Origin of the sequence: Panacibacter ginsenosidivorans, from assembly GCF_007971225.1 — a bacterium.
In the GTDB taxonomy this organism is placed as follows: domain Bacteria; phylum Bacteroidota; class Bacteroidia; order Chitinophagales; family Chitinophagaceae; genus Panacibacter; species Panacibacter ginsenosidivorans.
Genome location: NZ_CP042435.1, coordinates 5373653 through 5392213, shown reverse-complemented (window position 1 = coordinate 5392213; position 18561 = coordinate 5373653). Strand labels below are relative to the sequence as shown.

The window sequence follows — 18561 nt, the reverse complement described above, 5'->3', positions numbered from 1 at the left end:
CGCAACGATGCTTAATAGTATAACTACAGTTAGGAAAAAAATATTTACGATTTAATAAAGTGCTTCCATCCATGCTTTCATACCTCCTTCCAAAGAATATACTTCGGTTGAAGGATGAATTTTCCTAAACATTTTTACAGCTTCTGCACTTCGCTTACCAGATGCACAGTAAAAAATAATTGGCTTAGTTGTATCGAGTGAATGAAGTTGATTTTCCAAAGAAGTAACTGGAATATGTGTGCCGCCAATGTTGAAATTATTTCTTTCTTCAATTGTGCGTACATCTATCAATTCATAGATATTTTTTTCAAGCGTTTCTTTAAGATCATTGATCGAGATAATTGGAACAGTTACTGTTTTATTAATTTGCTGAATGTTTACTTTACTAACATTGCCAATTTTTATAACACGGCTTTGCATTGTTTGCGCATCAAACATTATAATTTTTCCCGCCAATATTTCACCAATACCTGTAATAAATTTGATTGCTTCATTCGCCTGCATACAGCCTATAATGCCCGCCAGCGTCGGAATTACCCCACCTTCTGCGCAATTTGGAATTTGTGCCGCATCAACTTCTGGAAACACATCACGGTAATGCGGTGTTCGTGTTCCGTCGTTATTTAATGCATTCCAAACTGCTACTTGTCCTTCATACTGATAGATAGCACCATACACTAATGGTTTATTCAACATCACGCATGCATCATTCAATAAATAACGTGTATCGAAATTATCAGTGCCGTCAAGAATTATATCAAAGTCGCGAAGTATATCGAATGCATTTTCTGAATTGATCCTTTTATCAAGTGCGGTGATCTTTATTTGTGGATTTTGCTGTTGTAATTTTTGTGTTGCAAGCACAGCTTTTTTTAAACCAACTTCCTGTGGTGTATATAAAATTTGTCTGTGAAGATTGCCGATTGAAACAACGTCATCATCTGCTATAGTAAGATTACCAATGCCGGCAGCAGCAAGGTATTGCGCAGACGGACAACCCAAACCACCGGCGCCTACAACCAACACTCTTGCATCTTTTAATTTTTGTTGAGCAGCTTCGTCAAAACCTGGCAGGTTTATTTGGCAACTATATCTTAAAAGTTCTGCGTTCATTATGCAAGTGCAGTTTTATTTCCCAATAAAGTCTTTGCTTCAACAAGTTCTGCTTCTGTGTTTACATTCATCAATTTCTCAGGATGTAAAGCTTTAATAATGTGCACATCATTATTACGCAACACTTTTCTTGGGCATGAATAACCTTGTGCTAAAAAAGAAAGTAAGATAGGATATGCTTTTGGTTCCCATATGGTAATCAGCGGTTCAGGAAAACCATCATGTGGACTTTCAAAAGTTGTTGCAACCTTTGAATTATCTCTGTGCTGAATTAAATAAACCAATGTTTCATTATCAATCAAAGGAAGATCGCTTGCTGCTACAAACCAGGCTGCATCAGGGTTTTCGCGGAATGCAGAAAGTATTGCACCGTAAGGTCCAAGGCCTGTAAATGTATCAGGAATGGTTTTGTAATTTTTTATTTCATCCCGCTGCTCGCTTCTGCAGGATATAAAAACATCGTCGCAAATTTCTTTCAATGTATCAGCCATATAACTGCGTTGATCTTTTCCATGCCATTCAATCACCGTTTTATCAAAACCCATTCTTACACTTTTGCCACCGGCTAATACCAAGCCATTTAAGACAGGAATACTTTTTCCTAATTGTTTTTCAAGAAACTCAACAATGTTATTTTCTTCACGTAATGCAAGAATTGGTAATTGTTGCCAGTTTGGAACAGCTTCTTTTATAAAATCAAAAATCCCATCTGCATTATCATGTAATAGAATCAGCTGTACATTGCTTAACTGCGAAGCTCTTTTTAATAACGAAGCTTCTTTTACTTTATCAATAACAATAATTTGTTTTGAAGCTTCATTGTGATTGCCATTCACAAGAATCAAATCAATTTCATTAAAAAATTGATGATACTGAAATTTATCTGCATCTTTTGTATAGCGAAATTCTTTGTAAGAAATTTTATCTGTGAATTCAATAAACGCTTCCTGTGTTTGCACAGTTGCATTTTTATCTTTATGATCCGCATCTATATAAGCACATTTATATTTTGAAGACAATGCCTTGATAACCGCTGCAGATAAGGCTTTCACATTATCGCATGTTGTTCCAACAATGGCAAACTCATTGCGACCAAAATTCCCCAATGATGGTCTTGCAATGTCGCTGTGTTTTTTATGATCTTTTGAAATCATTTTTACCTCCTGTTTTTTCCATCAACTTCGTTTCTTTTATCACAATCTCGTGACTCAATGCTTTACACATATCATACACCGTTAATGCTGCAACTGATGCACCCATTAGCGCTTCCATTTCAACGCCGGTCTTCGCAGTAATACTTGTTGTACAATCAATCACCAACTCATTTTCATCATTCAGTTGAATCGTTATATCACAATTTTCCAAACCCAACGGATGACATAACGGAATCAATTCTCCCGTTTTCTTCGCAGCCATGATACCTGCAATGATCGCTGTTTGAAACACCGAGCCTTTCTTTGTTTGAATATCACCATCGCTAATCTTCGCAAGTACAGCATCAGGCAAATGCACAATGCTTCTTGCTTTGGCAACGCGGTAAGAAATTTTCTTTTCGCTAACATCAACCATCTTCACTTTTCCCTGGTCATCTATATGCGTAAAATCGTTCATGATTATTTTGTACTTAGTTGTATTGCTACTATTAAGCTTTTGTTGCGTCACTCACTTGTGCGTTCAATTCTATATTCAGCAATTACCATTTACTTGCCAATGAAAATTGCCATATTCTATACACTTCTCCTTTTGTAAATTTATTCTGTTCTAACGGAAGTTCCATAAATGCATCTGTCCCCAGCAAATTTGCAAAATCTCCTGAGCCATTTCCTTCAACAGGTGTTGCAAGTAATGTTCCGTTATTGTTTATAGTTAACTGCACCTGCAAAAAATATTGAAGTGCGGGATTGAAAACAAAATCTTTATTCAATTGGGCATACATTGGCTCTTTTACAATATTCAAGGATTGTTCTAACCAAAGTAAAAAGTAACGATGCAGGCACATGAATGTAGAAACAGGATTTCCCGGAAATGCATAAACCAATACGCCATTATTATGTTTACCAAACCAAAAAGGCTTTCCTGGTCTTTGTTGCACTTTATGAAATAGTTTCTCAACGCCACATGTTTCCAACGCCTTTGGTATGTAATCAAACTTACCTTCTGAGACGCCGCCACTTAATATGATCACATCATATTGCTGTAAACATTTTTCTATTTCTTTTCTTGTTATCTCTGCATCATCAGGAATATGGATCATTTCTGCATTGATCCTGTATTGTTGCAATGCAGCTTTTATAGTATAGTTGTTTGATTTTCTTATTTGATACGGCGTTGGTGTTTCATTTACCTTAATCAACTCATCACCGGAAGAAATGATAACGACTTTTGGTAACTTTTTTACAAGCAATTTATCTTTACCAACAGCCGCTGTCATTTGAATAATTACAGGAGAAACAACCTGGTTTGCTTTTACAACAACTTCATTCTGCTTTTTATCTCTACCTCTAAAATGTATGCTTTGATTTTTTGTAACTGTATTTATGGTTACCGTTGCTATGCCATCTTTTATATTAAGGTCTTCATATCTGATTACGGTATCTGTCGTTGACGGCAAAGCAGCGCCAGTCATTATTTCAACGCATTCATCAAAGTTTGTTATTTCAATAGGTGTATCGCCAGCGGCTTGTGTTCCGATTATTTTAAATGAATAATTTCCTTTTTCAAATGATTCGAATTGTATAGCGATGCCATCCATAGTTACGCGATCATAAGGTGGCAGATCACGATCTGCTTTTACATCTTCTGCCAGCACACGACCTAATGCGTTCTCAAAATACATTTGCTCAGTTCCGTAGTCTTTAATTTGTGCCAGAACGATTTTTTCTGCCTGTTCAACTGTTACCATCTTCAAATATTATTAAGGTAAAGTTGATGATATTTTTTAATAGTTAGTATGAACAGAAGTATCATAAATAAAAACCACACTTGTATTCTGCGGTACAAGTGTGCGACGCAAGTAAAGCTTAATGCATATTCTGCAGCTAAGTACATAAATAAAAAAACCTCACCGTAAACGATGAGGCTTTTTATGATAAGTAGTGTGTAATTATTTTACTTCTACTTCAGCACCAGCTTCTTTCAGCTTAGCTTCAAGATCAGCAGCTTCTGCTTTAGAAACGCCTTCTTTAACTGGTTTTGGAGCACCATCAACTAAGTCTTTAGCTTCTTTCAAGCCTAAGCCAGTTAATTCTTTAACAATCTTAACAACGTTCAGTTTGTTAGGACCAGCAGCTTTCAATACTACGTCGAAAGCAGTTTTTTCTTCTGCAGCAGCAGGACCAGCAGCAGCAGGACCAGCAGCAACAGCTACAGCTGCAGCAGCAGGTTCAATACCGTATTCTTCTTTCAAAATTTTAGCTAACTCGTTAACTTCTTTAACAGTTAAGCCTACCAGTTGTTCAGCAAATGCTTTTAAGTCTGCCATTATTGTAAATTTTTTCCGCCTTCATTGTTTTAAGGACTCCGGCGGAGGTTTAAAAAAATTTTGTCTTAACAAAGCCTAAGACATGACTACCTGTTTGTGTCGCAGGCTGACAATGATATTGATTAAGCTTGCGCTCTTTCTTCCAATGCTTTTACTAAGCTTGCAAGTTTGCCACCAGCATTTAAGCCGCTGATAACATTCTTTGCAGGGGACTGTAATAAACCAATGATTTCGCCGATAAGATCGTTCTTGCTCTTAAGTGTTTTAAGCGATTCAAGTTCTTTATCGCCAACGAAAATTGAACTGTCTATATAAGCTGCTTTCAATACAGGTTTTTCGCCTTTTGATTCTGCACGGAAGCTGCTGATGATCAAAGCAGGCTCTTTCGCATTCTCGCTGAAAAGCAATGCAGTTACACCATTCAGGCTTTCGTAAACACCTGTGAATTTTGTGCTGTCAATTGATTCAAGTGCTTTTTTTATCAAAGTGTTTTTAGCCACTTTCATTTCTACATTTTTATCGAAACATATGCGGCGCAGTTTGGTAACCTGTGCAACTGTTAATGATTCAGTATTGGTAACGTAGAAGTTATTGTATTGATTGAATTTCTCTTTGAGCGCTTCAATCACTTCATTTTTTTGATCTTTATTCATAACGCTTTATTTGTGTAACCTATATGGTTCGTGTGATACGAACCACGCGGTTTAGTTATGGAATGCTTTTGTGTCAATAGTAATACCCGGGCTCATTGAGCTTGCCATGCTTACGCCTTTTACATAAATACCTTTAGCTGCAGAAGGTTTCAGTTTGATAATTGCATTGATGAACTCATTGCTGTTATCAGCGATCTTTTCAGGAGCAAATGATATACGGCCGATAGAAGCATGAACGATACCAGCTTTATCAACTTTGAAAGCGATCTTACCGCCTTTAACTTCATTAACAGCAGCAGCAACATCATTAGTTACTGTACCAGTCTTTGGGTTTGGCATTAAGTTACGTGGACCAAGTATTTTACCCAGTTTACCAATCTTAGGCATCACAGACGGTGTAGCAACGATTACGTCTACATCTGTCCAGCCACCTTCAATTTTAGTAATGAATTCATCAAGACCAACATAATCAGCGCCTGCATTTCTTGCATCAGCTTCTTTATCAGGTGTGCACAAAACCAATACACGTTTTGTTTTACCGGTACCATGCGGAAGTGTTACGGTACCACGTACCTGCTGGTCTGCTTTTTTAGGATCAACACCCAAACGGATATGCAGATCCACAGAAGCATCAAATTTTGCAGTTGTAATATCTTTTACAAGTGTAGAAGCTTCTTTTAAAGAGTACACTTTTGTTTTATCGATTTTCGCTTCCGCTACTTTTCTTTTTTTGGAAATCTTTGCCATTTGTAGAAAGTTTTAAGGAGTTAATTAATTTGCCCACGGAGCATTGCCTTCTACTGTTAAACCCATACTGCGTGCAGTACCGGCCACCATTTTCATGGCACTTTCAACAGTAAAACAGTTAAGGTCGCTCATTTTGTCTTTAGCGATAGCCTCAACCTGTGCCCAGTTTACTTTACCAACTTTAGCACGATTGCTTTCCTTAGAACCTTTCTGAATTTTTGCAGCTTCCATTAACTGAACAGCAGCAGGAGCAGTTTTAATGATGAAGTCGAAAGACTTATCAGCATAAACGGTGATGAGAACGGGAACAACTTTTCCCATTTTGTCCTGGGTTCTTGCATTGAATTGTTTGCAGAACTCCATGATATTTACGCCTTTAGAACCAAGCGCAGGACCCACCGGAGGTGCAGGGTTGGCTTGACCGCCTTTAACCTGCAGCTTTACGAAACCTGTGATTTCTTTAGCCATTTGTTTACATTTTATTGGTTCAAACGTTCCGCATCGAAAGCTATCGGGCAGAACTCCCAAGATCAATTATTCTTATACAAAAGAACTTTTTGGGGCGGCGAAGGTAGGGAATGATTTCGGAAAATTTGCTCTTTAAGGAGAGATTTTTTGGACCCGGGCAAAAAATAAGCATTGGGCTGTGGTTGCGTCGCACTCTTGTACAGCTTGATACGCTGTTCAACAAAAGGATATATTGTTGAATTAACTTAAAAAGTACAAGTGTGCGACGCAAGGGACGATGCCATAGGTACAAATGCCTGGCTCAAAAAAAATTACTGATTCTCTCCTTTTACCGTAGCACTCAACCCTGTAAACAGCGTTTTCCAGATAAGATTGAAAAACGATTTTTCCGGATCGCGTTTATAGCTAACCTTCTTCGGGTCTTTGTTTTTATCATCCCCGGTGTTTGATTGTGCAATTACAAAGTTGTTGGCAATAAAACTTATTAAACCTCGCTTCTTTAGTTTGTTATTCTCTTCTTCATCCTGCTTCAATACTGCCACTTCCAGATACTTATAAAAGAAACTTACTGTTCCATTTGATTTGTAATTATTGGCATCTATATGTGCTGATATTTTATTAATATCTGCATTTTTTATTTCAAATAAACCAAGTGTTTTTGTTGCGGTGTTTAAAAGTTTGCCATCCATGCTGCCTACCTCAAGATCAAGAGAGAAATTTCCTTTATCAACATTTGCCAGATCAAATTTGAATAAGGCATGCAACGCACCCGCACTCATTAATTTTGCATGTGCATCCAGGGTAAAAAAATTATTTTTTGCAATTACTTCTTTTCGGTTGGTTACATTAGTAAAAGTTCCGCTTATATCATCAAAGACAACACTGCCTTTCTTTTTTGTTTTATTGTTCAATTCTGTAAAAGTTACTTTGAAATCCTTTACTTTGATCGTATCGATCATTACAGGCAGGTTCAAACGCATCAATAACTGGTGCGGATAATTACCTACTTTATTTTTGTGCGGATCGGGCAATGTTCTATCCGCAAACACTTCAACATCCCCATTACTCAGCTTTACCTGGCTTGCTGTAAAGCCATCTTCTGAAACCAGTTGCCACCAATCAATATTTTTTACAGAAGCATTTGCAATGTTTATATCATAGAGGTCTTTGTAATAAGAAAGCTTTTGACTGAAATTTTCTTTTTTGCCGCGTGGTTTTAAAGACAATCCTGTTGCATCAAGAAAATGAGAGCTGGCATTCAGCGAAAAAGAATCTATATGAAAGTTATACAAACTATCACTGGTGATAACTTCATAATCTTTTAAAATAATGTTTGCATTTTTTGCATAAAGGAATCTTGTCGAATCGATTTGTGTAGTGGAATCTATAAGTATCTCATTTAAATTAACAGTAACATTTTTTAAATGCGTAAGCTTATTTTCTTTTGAAATATTATGGTATTTGAAATCTACATTTTGAACAAGCAGTTGCTTTACACTAAAATGGCCAATCTGGTTAGCTATTTTTTTATATAGCGTAGTTGTATCAGGAGGAACATAGTTGTAATCTCTTTTCTGGTGAAAAATTTCCACAACGGGGTCTTTAATGTAGAATGTATTGAGGTCAATATTTTTCTTTTTTAGCAGATCATCGGGGCCAATCCCTTCTATAACAAGATTTTTAAAAGCAATTTTATATATATCATTAGGTGCCTGTTGTTGTTTATCAAGCTGAATTAACCTGGCTGAATCTATATTTAAACTTGCGTTCAAAACAACGATCTGTTGATCCAGTACTTCAACGTTTATCCGCTCCACATCAAGTCTGTAGAGACCATTGGAGCCATCTTTTACCAGTTGCTGCAGCTTTGCCTTTATTAAAGGTTCAAAGTCTGTACTGCTTCTGAATTTTAAATAAAGTAATGCGCCGGAGATGACTATTATGACAGAAATGAGTATGATCCATTTTGGTTTCATATCACATTAGAGATAGAAAAGAATGCCAGGAAATTTTTTAAATAGAATTATCGGGAAAGATAATAATACAATATCGCCGCAACACCCACAACCGCCAGTACAATTGCACCTATCCACCACCTGTCTTTAACAACTTCTTTGTTGAGCATTTCATGCATTTCTACAGAAGTTTTTTCATCCTCTCCCACTCTTACAGAATGTTGCGCATTCTGACGAATAACTCTTTCTGCTGTTATGCCGGGAAAATACTGTTGGAGATTCTCTGGATTAAATGAGTAACCATTTTCATTATTGGTGAGTATACCAAGCCCGGGTATTTTCAAAGCAACCCCTGATTGTAGTTTTTCTTTTAAACCTGTAATAAACTGGCTAAACTTATTGATCGTTTCATAATGATTAAGCCCGGTTTCTTTTATGAGAAAGGAAATGAAGTTATTGTCAGCCACATTTTCGTCCTGCCAAAAATTAATAGTATGTACAGGAGCATGCAATGTTTTTTCTACAAACTCAAGTTGAGCAGGTTGAGTTGATGTATTGAAAAATCCAATACCCGGCAATACTAATTTTCTGTGCAATGCAAAATATTTAGCGAGGTATTGAGTCATAAACATAACTGATTTAGCTGTTGCGTAAAGATAACCAGTACAAGCGTGCGACGCAACGGAAGTCGAAAATAGTTATGAAGCCAGGTACATAAAATTATTTAGCCATTGCTGCTTTTATATCTCCGAAAGACCAGGTTACACCTGCCATAACATTAAAACCAAGCACAGGATATTGTTTCCAGCGCTCGTATTGATTATTGAGGAGATTGTTTACCTGCACCCATGCATTTAACTTTGGCATTACTTTAAACTCCACGCCTGCATTGATGTCCAGCGCAGGATCGAGTTTACCGCTGCTCATATCTTTAAACCGGTATTGCGGACCATCCCAAAAGAAAAGATCACTCTTCACTGTAAAATCTCTCATTACCTGCCAACGCAACGATGCATTTATTTCAATGGGCAATAAACCCCATGCTTTTATATTTTCCTTCAAGCCGCTGTACTGATTAAATGTTGCACCAGCAAGAAAAGAAAATTTTTCCTGCACTGTATAACCAAGTTCTCCGTGAATACGAATAGCTTTCATTTGTGGCTCATTAACCACTTCAAAAGAACGGCCGGTGACAGTATCATTTACAAACAACGGCTGGTTATTGAATTGCAGATAAGAAACTTTTGCATCGTATGTTACGTGCGAACCTGCAGAGCCTTTAAAGCCTGCATACAATTCTTTTATTCTTGTATTGAGTAAAAATGTTGGTTGCCGCAACCACGGATTAACAGATGCCAGGTATTGATAATTTGTTTTATTAAAATAGCCGATCCAGCCAGCCTGTAAAATAAATTTTTCCTCATTAACTTTTGCTTCTGCGGTAAAGTTGGGCAGCATCGCGAAAATATTATTGTCCCATGATGGAATAATTCCTGCTGTTAATTTTACATTAGGTGTTCTAAACACAACAGCTGGTGTAAGATAATACAGGTTGTTATCTATACTTGAAGTATCACTTTTGTAAGAAGTAATGTCTGCAGTTAATCCCACATTGAATGCGAAAATTTTTCCAAACTGTTTTGAGATAGGCGCCTTGATGATAAAGTTGCTTTCGTTTGCATTATGATTATCCCTGAAAAGATTTAATGATACATTTGGGTTATAACTTACACCTGCAGCATTTTCCGTTTTATTTCTTAATGCAACTACACCACCAACTGTTGTAAAACTTTGTCTCAGATCATCTTTTGAAAATTTCAAAGTGTCTGGCTGAAAACCGTATTGGTACTGAGTATTATTGTCGTAAAATACTCTGCCACTCCATTCATTTTTATTCGTTGGTGTATTAAAAATACCAATTGCTTCAAGACCTGTCTTACTGAATTTCTGGAATTCTCTTGTTGCACTTTTTGATGAAGTGTAATAACCGCGTAGGTTTACCACAGACTTTACGCCATCACCCAATGATACACCAGCTTGCAACAACGGTGATGTAAAATTTCCATAACCCGCTTTTAGAAAACCTGTATTCTCCCAATGAATTGCTGTATCTATATTTTGAGCCAACGGTTTTAGTGCCGGTGACTGATAAGAAAAGATCAGGTTTTGTGCAGGCACATTGTATTGCAACACGGGTTTTACAGTATCCGGCAAAGGAGATACTGCTATGAAATTTATTTTAGATGTTGTTTTCAAAGATGGCTGAAATGCAGACGTAACAATAACTGTACGCGATGGTAATGAGGTATCTGCTTTTGTTTTTGTTTCTGTTTTTGGCGGCATATTTTTTTTCTTACGTGCCTGCGCAAAAACATTTGTAGCCAAAAAAACAAGTAATATTATATAGATCGTTTTTTTCATTGTCTGCTTTTTCTATGAAACTTTATTTAATACAAGCTTTTGTATTTCTATTAAACGTCTGTTGTGTCACTCACTTGTGCGTTCCGAACTTTTATCGTCAAGAGTTACAGAATGTCTTATAAGACCTCACTTTTGACTTTTCACTTCTCACTTTTCTTATCCCTGCTCTACTTTACTCTTACTGTTCTTTTCAGCAACCACTGCATCTAATTTCTTTTGCGCCTCTTCCTGCAATTCAGGAATAGTTGAATTTTCCACTACACTTTTCAATGTTGCTTCTGCATTAAAATAGTCTTCTTCTTTAAAATAAACATCTCCTAATAATATATAGGATTTAGTGATCCAGTAATTATAAGAACCAGCTTTATTGATCGCATCAAAACCTGCTTTTTCAGCTTCGGGTAATTTGTTTTGAAGGAATAATATTTCTGCAACACGATAACGCGCTTCTGCGGCATATTCAGATTTGCCAAGATCTATCACAGCTTTGTACGCAGCAGACGCTTCAAACAACTGGTTATTGTTTTGGTAATTTTTTGCAACGATCATATTCGCCATCATTTTATCATCAGTAGCAGCACCCTTTTGTTGCAACAATTCCTGCGCATTTGGAACTGCTTCTGTGAATTGAGAAAGTTTATACTGACAGCGTAATAAACCACGCATGCTCTCCAGTTTATTTTCGTCAGTCACCGCAATGTCTTTCAACTGCTGAAAATATTGTTCTGCTTTTGCATAATCCTTCAGTTCAAAATAAGTAATACGTGCCGCCTGCAACACACTTATCTCTGCATATTTATTAGGCGCTTTTGCAGCAACGGCGTTATAATAATTCAAAGCATTTTTAAAATCTTTACGGTCATTATAAATACCAGCCACTTTGTAGTTGACGTCTATGGCATATTGTCCATCAGGAAACTGCCGCAGATAATTGGTAAAGCCACTTAAAGCATTATCATAGTTTTTGGTTTCATACACATTGTTGGCAGAAATGTAAGTAAGAGAATCCTGCTCCGTGTAACTTACATCTTTACCATTCTGTTTCATGAAAGCGACAAAATCTGCAGGCCGCTGGTTATCTACAAATATGTTTCTTACATAATCAACAGCATCATTACTTTCTTCTGAATTAGGATAACCTGAAATAAGTTTCTTGAAATTATTCAGTGCTTCATTGTTATTACCCTGGTTGAAATATGCAATACCCAGTTTTAAATATGCCTGTGGTTTTAATGGTTCCGCATTTCTATTTTTAAGAATATCATTCAGCGGCGGAATAGCTGCATCATATTTTTCAGTGGCAAGGTAAGTATTGGCAACCTCCATATTAGCATCAGGTGCTAATGTAGAAGAAGGGAAACGCATGGGTATGGATTGCAGCAAAGATACTTTTTGCGCATATTGACCGGAAGCGCCTGTAATTATGGCTTTCTGGTACAATGCATAATCAGATCCTTTCAAATTTTTGCTGAGAATATTATCAAACATCTGCATTGACTTGCCGTAGTTCTTCTTCATAAAATAGCAATCGGCGCTGCGTGCATAAGCATCCTGCTCTAATGGAGTAGAGGAAGCAGATAAAGTAGTAGTGATCTGCTCAAAATATTTCAATGCATTTGTATAATCTTCCTGCCTCATGGCGCTGTAACCAAGCGTGTACCGTGCGTTTGTTGGATTTACTTCGCCATTAGTTACAGGATTACTTATGTAATCAGTCAAATAATAAACAGCAGAATCGTATTGATTGGTGCGAAATGCGATTTCTCCTTTCCAGAAGTTGGCATAAGGTAGTTGAGCAGTGTTGTAATCCACAACATATATAGCATTGAGTAAATTATCTGCCTGCACAATCTGTTGGTCATTTACGAGTTCCACTGCACGGCCATATAATATTTTAGGATAAACTTTTTTAACAGTCTCTGTTTGTGTTTTCAGGCTGCTTACAAGATCAAGCGCTTCTTTATAATTGTTAGTATTCGCCAAAACATTTACCAGCAATTCTTTTGCTTCTGTGCTGTAATCTGATTTTGGATAAGCGGTAACAAATTCCTTCAGTTCATTTAAAGCAACATCTGTGTATCCCAATTCAAAAGAGAGTTTGCCGTAGTTAAATTTTGAAATTTCTTTTTGGGTAAGATTGCTGCTGTTCAAAGCACAAAAAAGAAAAGCGCTTCTTGCACTGGGCTTCTGTCCTATTTTTAAATAAGAATCTGCCAATAAATACATAGCGTTTTGTGCCAGAGAGTCCTGTTTGCCGCCAATTTCTTTAAAACCGGCAACCGCTTTTTTATATTGCTTTGCCTGGTAATAACAATAAGAAAGCTCATACAGATCTTCCCTGCTTACTTTCTGTGTTTTACTAACATACTGTTCAAGATAAGTAAGTGCTTTTGCAAAATTTTTCTTCTCAAAATAAATGTGACCTACAATCTGGCGCATCTGTAGGTCATAGTATTGTCCGCCCTGCTGTAAAGCTTTTTCACCATATTCCAAAGCTTTGTCTTTCTCACCTTTATAGTAATATATTTCCGTAATGTAGTAAGGAACAATGCCTTTGTAATTCTCCTTGCCTTCTGTTATTTTAAAAGAACCCAAAGCCTGGTCATAATGTTTTTTACTAAAAGCTATAAACCCATAATAATAGTTGGCATCCACATAATTTGGGTCATTAGGTATTTGTCTTATCGCATCAAATAAAGGCTCAGCATCATTAAAACGTTGCATCGTAAAATATGCATAGGCCTGGTGAAACTTCATGTTTGCTATCTCATCATTGCTGAGATTATCTGTAGAAGTCCTTTCATAATAGCGGGCAGCTTTATCAAAATTCTTTTCCCTGTAATAATACTCTGCAAGATGATAACTCATCATCTCGGCACGCGGCTCATTGTGATCAAGTTCAATAAAATCAATTGCTTTTGTTTCGGCAGTTTCATCTTTTAATTCCAATCCGCATACAATTGAGTAATATTTTGCCTCTGCCTGAACAGATACAGGTATGCTGCTGTTTATTTTATCTTCTGTGTAAAGTGTTTTGAATAAAGGATACGCTAAACTAAACTGGTTATTCTGATAAAGTTCTTTTGCTTGTTTAAAATCTGCATCAGGATCATTATTCACTTTTGTAAACTGCGCATTGGCAGATGCGGAGAGTGTAACTGCCAAAAGAAATATGCTGAGCTGCTTTGAATATAGATTCATACGATTGTGTGAACGGGATAATTTTATCAAATATTTTAATTCCTTTCTTAATAAAACGCAAAAACAGTTTAAAGGTAACAACTGACCTACCAAAGCAAACAGCGTTCCAGTATTTGTGGATAAAGTCTCTCAAACTTTTTTTTTTGCTAACATAGTGGGTATAGCTACGCTTCTTTAACAATGCAGATTTATATTGCCCGTTATATTTAATCACATATTATTCAATACATCCTTTTATGAAAAAACTACTTTCTACGCAATACAGCGCTGGTGCATTTAATTTCGCTATCTTATTAGCCAGGCTTTCTTTTGGCATTCTAATGATCATGAAACATGGTATTCCACATCTTATGGAATTCTCTTCTTTGCAGTATAAATTCTATAATTTTTTAGGCATAGGTTCACGCTTCTCTTTAGTGCTGGTACTTTTTGCAGAGTTGTTTTGCAGTATGTTCCTTATACTTGGTTTATTTACAAGATTTGCTGTAATTCCACTTGTCATCGTTATGATGGTAGTTATTTTTTCAGTAAATGCAGGCAAGCCATTTATCAATTCAGAATTAGCCGTTCTATATGCAACAGTGTTCATTGCAATTCTTTTTGTAGGCCCCGGAAGAATCAGTATCGATGGCATGATGAGAGGATAATTATTTTTGTTACAAGCCTCGGTATTTCATAGCATCGCCTGTTGTGTCACTCACTTATACGTTCGGAAAAATTAAAAACAAGCTTTGAGCCTTGAGCTATGAGCTCTGAGCAAAACATAAGAGCTCAAAGCTCGCAGCTATCAGCTCATAGCTGCTTCACTAGTACAAGAGTGCGACGCAACGAAAGCTCAATGCCTGATTAAAAAGTCCGGCTCATAAAAATAAATTAACCCGCTACAACTGATTTTGCCCGTTTATGGAACTTCTCAACATGCTGTCTGTAAAGATTTTTTAACTTTCCACTATAAAACAAACAACATGAGAAAATTATATTTCGCAATTCCATTAATAGCATTAACACTGGGTTCCTGTGATAACATGTTTAATAAAACCATTAATGGTAATGGCAACATGACAAGTGAAGACCGAAATGTTGGCAGCACCAACAAAATAAAATCTTACGGTAGTTTTGATATTGTGATTGTGCAGGGAAATTCAACTGCAGTAAAAGTTGAAGCCGATGAAAATCTGATGCAATACATTGTTACAGAAAACAGGGATGGTGCGCTTGTTATAAAGGCAAGAGATAATTACAATCTTCGTTCTGATGATCATATAAAAATAACTGTAACAACAAAGGAACTCGAAGAGCTTGAAGTGGCGGGAAGCGGTAATGTAAAAGGTGAAGGTAAATTTACCGGTCGCGATCATTTAAAAATTTCTGTTGCAGGTACTGGAAATGTTGATCTGAATGTAAACAGCCCGGAAATTGAATCGCATATTGCAGGCACCGGAAATATTACGCTGGCCGGAGAATCAAGAGATTCAAAAATTGAGATCGCCGGCATGGGAGATTACAACGCAGAAAACCTGATGAGTGAAAATGTAGAGATACATATTGCGGGCAGTGGCAATACGCATGTGTATGCAGAAAATAAATTAGAAGTGCATATTGCAGGCAGTGGAGATGTTTTTTATAAAGGCAATGCAAGTGTATCGCAGGACATAGCAGGCAGTGGCAAGATCAGCAAAATAGAATAAGATTTTTTGTAACAGGCAATTGAAATGCTATTGACCATCGTTGTGTCACTCACTTTTACGTTTATAACAATATTGAATAAATAAAAATATCCTGCAGTATTTTATTGCAGGATATTTCTTATAAGAATAATGATTGCTGTTTATTATTTATACGCTAATGTATCAAGCTTAGTTCCCATAGTACCCTGTAACCTTTCCCAAAAACTTTCACGCTTTGTAAGCGCAACAAAATCTTTGTTATATGCTTTCTGGTAATCAATTGGCGGATCTGTCATTTGTGGTTCCATTGCTTTTAATGTATCAAAAACGATGGGAAGAAATGCCACATCCGGACTCACTTTGGTAGCAGTGAATTGTGTAAGCATCTTTGTTTGAAAAGGATCAGATGCTAATGCAATTCTTTTAAATCCAAGCTTCCTTGCTTTCTGATACGAGTAATAAATATTCTCCGTGCTGTGCTCTGCTTTTGTTTCAGTGTAAATATGCTCTTTGGGAATACCAATAGCTTCAGCATACATCGCCATTATTTCTCCTTCGTAATAAGGTGTATAAACGGACGAGCCTGAATACATAACATTTTTAGTAATGCCTTTATCATAAAGGTATTTTGACCAGTAAACTCTTGCTTTCATTGTTCTGCTCCACTTACCTTCGGCCGTATCAAAAGGCACACCCGGAACAACGATAATATCATATTTCGCTTCCTGCGATTCCTGCAAAATTCTTTTTGTTGACTTTGAAGAATAAGCACAGGCACTTAAAATAATAAATAGAGAGAGTACCATTAATCGCGCTCTTGTAAATATTTTATTCCTTTTGGTTTGCATGACTGTATAATATTAAAGGCGTAAAACAAAAAAATTATAAAATTGTTTAGGGAAGTTAATGCATTTTGCATGCCATCTTTAAACTACAAATAAAGTTATGTACGAATCAATAACACAAATGCGTGTACGCTATGCGGAGACAGACCAGATGAATGTTGTCTACTATGGTAACTATGCACAATATTTTGAAGTAGGCAGGGTAGAAAGTATCCGCCAATTAGGTTATACTTATAAAGACATGGAGCACTCCGGTGTTATAATGCCCGTTGTTGAAATGCATGTGCGTTATTTGCGCCCTGCAACATATGATGATCTTTTGACTGTGAAAACAACATTAAGAGAAATACCAACAGATCATCGCATAGAATTCTTCCAGGAAGTATTTAATGAACAGGGGAAATTACTTTGTGCCGGCACTGTAAAACTTTATTTCTTAAATGCTTCAGACCGAAGTAAAACTAATATTCCTGAAGCATTGAAAGAAAAGTTATTGCCTTATTTTCAATGATCATTTTAATTCATCAAGCACTTTATACATTTTGGGAACTATATTGCCACCTGCCTCATCAAAGTTATTAATCATAATAGCAAATGTATACCCAACCCCACTTTTAGAAGTATGATAACCTGCATAAGCTTTTGCACCACCAATAGTACCACTCTTCATGTGCATGCCATTATACATAGGTAACGCATTATAAAAACTACTGTACCAATTCTTATCTTTTGCATATTGCAATGCAGTTACCAAAGCTTTGGTAGTAACACGGTTTTGAGGAGAGAGCCCACTGCCATCAACAATATTGAGAGCTGATTTTTCTATACCATTTTTGCTCCAGAAATCTTTAAGTAATTCAACTCCTTTATCAGTTGATGCAATACTATTATTTTGATACGCCATTGTTTTGATCAATGCTTCCCCGTATAGATTTATACTTTTTTGCAAGAACCAATAAGTAATAGAATCTAATGCAGGAGAATATAAAGTAGTTAATTGCTTAGCGTAAACAGTCATATTATTTATTGCAAAATCATGGGATGTCTTTACATGACTGGTTGTGTTTATTTTTTGAGTCGTAAGAAATGACAATAGCTCTTTGCCAAACTGCAAAGCAGGATATGATAATGCACCCGACAAAGTAAAACTCTTTTCGCCTGCAGGAACAGACCCTGATACAAAACCTTCGGTAGAGTAAGGTGCCATATAAATATATCCGTTATCACCACTTCCAGGCTTGCCACTTTTTAATAAATTACTCATACTTATATCTGCAAGCAAAGGTTGCGTTCCAATTATCGTTACATCATCACCTGCTTTATTACCTGGTTTTAACAAAAGATCATATTGATTTTCGTTCCAGTTAATTGCCCATGTTCCGGCACCATAATAATTACCAATATCATCCCATATCCAGCCACCGGGTAAAGGCTGGTAACTAAATTTTGAGTCATCCATTATAACGTCGCCATCAATTTTTTTTATGCCTGCTTTGTTTAATGCAATCAAAATTTTATTTAATACAGAATCTCTTTTCGTCTGCGCATAACGCCAGCTTCCTAATGTAGGATCGCCATAACCCGTAATATATAAATTTCCTTTTAGCGCTCCATTCTCTATTATGCTGTCATAACCCACTTCTGTTTTATACCTGAAATCCTTCCCAAGCAATTCAAATGCAGCAACACTTGTAAATAATTTTTGTGTGCTTGCAGGTGCAAGACCAACCTGCTCATTCAGTGCATACACAGGTTTTCCTGTTTTTGTTTCTACCACATACAAACTCATTATAGCATGTTTCATTTGCGTATCCTGCTGCAAAAGTTTCACTACCTTTTCAATTTTCTGTGTAATAGTTTGTGCATTACAACAAACCGAAAAAAAAACTAAAACTATTGAGATGCTGTATGTTTTCATGTTCATCATTTACCTTGCGCTAAAATAAGATTTGTTTAAAGGTTTTGTTACCGGCTGTTGAATAAGCATTGAACATCGTTGTGTCACTCACT

Annotated in this window: 17 protein-coding genes; 3 read left to right on the top strand and 14 right to left on the bottom strand. The window is 36.5% G+C overall.

The window, feature by feature from the left end:
* Positions 1-51: 51 nt before the first annotated feature.
* The 12 genes from moeB to FRZ67_RS22705 form a co-directional block, all read right to left on the bottom strand.
* Positions 52-1113: a HesA/MoeB/ThiF family protein gene (gene moeB / locus FRZ67_RS22760; protein WP_147192856.1), complete on the bottom strand. Its 1062-nt coding sequence runs from the start codon at positions 1111-1113 to the stop codon at positions 52-54.
* The gene (locus FRZ67_RS22755) at positions 1113-2267 is read right to left on the bottom strand and encodes an NTP transferase domain-containing protein (protein WP_147192855.1); all 1155 of its coding nucleotides are present in this window, start codon (positions 2265-2267) and stop codon (positions 1113-1115) included. Before FRZ67_RS22755 ends, moeB begins: the two co-directional genes overlap by 1 nt.
* Positions 2248-2724: a cyclic pyranopterin monophosphate synthase MoaC gene (gene moaC, locus FRZ67_RS22750; RefSeq protein WP_147192854.1), complete on the bottom strand. Its 477-nt coding sequence runs from the start codon at positions 2722-2724 to the stop codon at positions 2248-2250. Before moaC ends, FRZ67_RS22755 begins: the two co-directional genes overlap by 20 nt.
* An 82-nt stretch (positions 2725-2806) precedes the next feature.
* The gene (locus FRZ67_RS22745) at positions 2807-4015 is read right to left on the bottom strand and encodes a molybdopterin molybdotransferase MoeA (protein ID WP_225975448.1); all 1209 of its coding nucleotides are present in this window, start codon (positions 4013-4015) and stop codon (positions 2807-2809) included.
* A 201-nt stretch (positions 4016-4216) separates the two neighbouring features.
* Positions 4217-4594: a 50S ribosomal protein L7/L12 gene (gene rplL / locus FRZ67_RS22740; RefSeq protein WP_147192852.1), complete on the bottom strand. Its 378-nt coding sequence runs from the start codon at positions 4592-4594 to the stop codon at positions 4217-4219.
* 122 nt (positions 4595-4716) lie between these two features.
* On the bottom strand, positions 4717-5247 hold the full coding sequence (gene rplJ / locus FRZ67_RS22735; RefSeq protein ID WP_147192851.1) for a 50S ribosomal protein L10: 531 nt from the start codon (positions 5245-5247) through the stop codon (positions 4717-4719).
* A gap of 51 nt (positions 5248-5298) precedes the next feature.
* Positions 5299-5994 (bottom strand): 50S ribosomal protein L1, encoded by a 696-nt coding sequence (gene rplA / locus FRZ67_RS22730; protein ID WP_147192850.1) that lies wholly within the window; start codon positions 5992-5994, stop codon positions 5299-5301.
* A 24-nt stretch (positions 5995-6018) separates the two neighbouring features.
* The gene (gene rplK, locus FRZ67_RS22725) at positions 6019-6462 is read right to left on the bottom strand and encodes a 50S ribosomal protein L11 (protein WP_147192849.1); all 444 of its coding nucleotides are present in this window, start codon (positions 6460-6462) and stop codon (positions 6019-6021) included.
* A 311-nt stretch (positions 6463-6773) separates the two neighbouring features.
* The gene (locus tag FRZ67_RS22720; RefSeq protein ID WP_147192848.1) at positions 6774-8438 is read right to left on the bottom strand and encodes a hypothetical protein; all 1665 of its coding nucleotides are present in this window, start codon (positions 8436-8438) and stop codon (positions 6774-6776) included.
* 47 nt (positions 8439-8485) lie between these two features.
* Complete coding sequence (locus FRZ67_RS22715) at positions 8486-9043, bottom strand: hypothetical protein (RefSeq protein ID WP_147192847.1); 558 nt, start codon at positions 9041-9043, stop codon at positions 8486-8488.
* Between the two features lie 94 nt (positions 9044-9137).
* Positions 9138-10838, bottom strand: coding sequence for a TonB-dependent receptor (locus FRZ67_RS22710; RefSeq protein WP_147192846.1), 1701 nt, complete (start codon positions 10836-10838; stop codon positions 9138-9140).
* A 156-nt stretch (positions 10839-10994) separates the two neighbouring features.
* A complete protein-coding gene (locus FRZ67_RS22705) occupies positions 10995-14039 on the bottom strand; it encodes a tetratricopeptide repeat protein (RefSeq protein ID WP_147192845.1) in 3045 nt (1014 codons plus the stop codon).
* A gap of 236 nt (positions 14040-14275) precedes the next feature.
* On the opposite strand from FRZ67_RS22705, the gene FRZ67_RS22700 reads away from it, so the two are divergent.
* Positions 14276-14686: a DoxX family protein gene (locus FRZ67_RS22700; RefSeq protein WP_147192844.1), complete on the top strand. Its 411-nt coding sequence runs from the start codon at positions 14276-14278 to the stop codon at positions 14684-14686.
* 318 nt (positions 14687-15004) lie between these two features.
* Positions 15005-15727, top strand: coding sequence for a head GIN domain-containing protein (locus tag FRZ67_RS22695; protein ID WP_147192843.1), 723 nt, complete (start codon positions 15005-15007; stop codon positions 15725-15727).
* 143 nt (positions 15728-15870) lie between these two features.
* On the opposite strand, the gene FRZ67_RS22690 is transcribed toward FRZ67_RS22695, so the two are convergent.
* Entirely contained in the window at positions 15871-16554 is a 684-nt protein-coding gene (locus FRZ67_RS22690; protein WP_147192842.1) for a YdcF family protein, read from the bottom strand.
* A gap of 97 nt (positions 16555-16651) precedes the next feature.
* Between FRZ67_RS22690 and FRZ67_RS22685 the strand changes: the two genes are divergently transcribed.
* Positions 16652-17062, top strand: coding sequence for an acyl-CoA thioesterase (locus FRZ67_RS22685; protein WP_147192841.1), 411 nt, complete (start codon positions 16652-16654; stop codon positions 17060-17062).
* On the opposite strand, the gene dacB is transcribed toward FRZ67_RS22685, so the two are convergent.
* Positions 17063-18469: a D-alanyl-D-alanine carboxypeptidase/D-alanyl-D-alanine endopeptidase gene (dacB, locus tag FRZ67_RS22680; RefSeq protein WP_158638436.1), complete on the bottom strand. Its 1407-nt coding sequence runs from the start codon at positions 18467-18469 to the stop codon at positions 17063-17065.
* Between the last annotated feature and the right edge of the window lie 92 nt (positions 18470-18561).

Bases quoted from the DNA above. Each gene is read 5' to 3' on its own strand.
- moeB (WP_147192856.1), bottom strand. From the start codon at position 1,113: ATGAACGCAGAACTTTTAAGATATAGTTGCCAAATAAACCTGCCAGGT.
- FRZ67_RS22690 (WP_147192842.1), bottom strand. From the start codon at position 16,554: ATGCAAACCAAAAGGAATAAAATATTTACAAGAGCGCGATTAATGGTA.
- FRZ67_RS22720 (WP_147192848.1), bottom strand. From the start codon at position 8,438: ATGAAACCAAAATGGATCATACTCATTTCTGTCATAATAGTCATCTCC.
- FRZ67_RS22715 (WP_147192847.1), bottom strand. From the start codon at position 9,043: ATGACTCAATACCTCGCTAAATATTTTGCATTGCACAGAAAATTAGTA.
- FRZ67_RS22755 (WP_147192855.1), bottom strand. From the start codon at position 2,267: ATGATTTCAAAAGATCATAAAAAACACAGCGACATTGCAAGACCATCA.
- rplK (WP_147192849.1), bottom strand. From the start codon at position 6,462: ATGGCTAAAGAAATCACAGGTTTCGTAAAGCTGCAGGTTAAAGGCGGT.
- FRZ67_RS22710 (WP_147192846.1), bottom strand. From the start codon at position 10,838: ATGAAAAAAACGATCTATATAATATTACTTGTTTTTTTGGCTACAAAT.
- rplJ (WP_147192851.1), bottom strand. From the start codon at position 5,247: ATGAATAAAGATCAAAAAAATGAAGTGATTGAAGCGCTCAAAGAGAAA.
- FRZ67_RS22700 (WP_147192844.1), top strand. From the start codon at position 14,276: ATGAAAAAACTACTTTCTACGCAATACAGCGCTGGTGCATTTAATTTC.
- dacB (WP_158638436.1), bottom strand. From the start codon at position 18,469: ATGAAAACATACAGCATCTCAATAGTTTTAGTTTTTTTTTCGGTTTGT.
- moaC (WP_147192854.1), bottom strand. From the start codon at position 2,724: ATGAACGATTTTACGCATATAGATGACCAGGGAAAAGTGAAGATGGTT.
- FRZ67_RS22695 (WP_147192843.1), top strand. From the start codon at position 15,005: ATGAGAAAATTATATTTCGCAATTCCATTAATAGCATTAACACTGGGT.
- FRZ67_RS22745 (WP_225975448.1), bottom strand. From the start codon at position 4,015: ATGGTAACAGTTGAACAGGCAGAAAAAATCGTTCTGGCACAAATTAAA.
- rplL (WP_147192852.1), bottom strand. From the start codon at position 4,594: ATGGCAGACTTAAAAGCATTTGCTGAACAACTGGTAGGCTTAACTGTT.
- FRZ67_RS22705 (WP_147192845.1), bottom strand. From the start codon at position 14,039: ATGAATCTATATTCAAAGCAGCTCAGCATATTTCTTTTGGCAGTTACA.
- FRZ67_RS22685 (WP_147192841.1), top strand. From the start codon at position 16,652: ATGTACGAATCAATAACACAAATGCGTGTACGCTATGCGGAGACAGAC.
- rplA (WP_147192850.1), bottom strand. From the start codon at position 5,994: ATGGCAAAGATTTCCAAAAAAAGAAAAGTAGCGGAAGCGAAAATCGAT.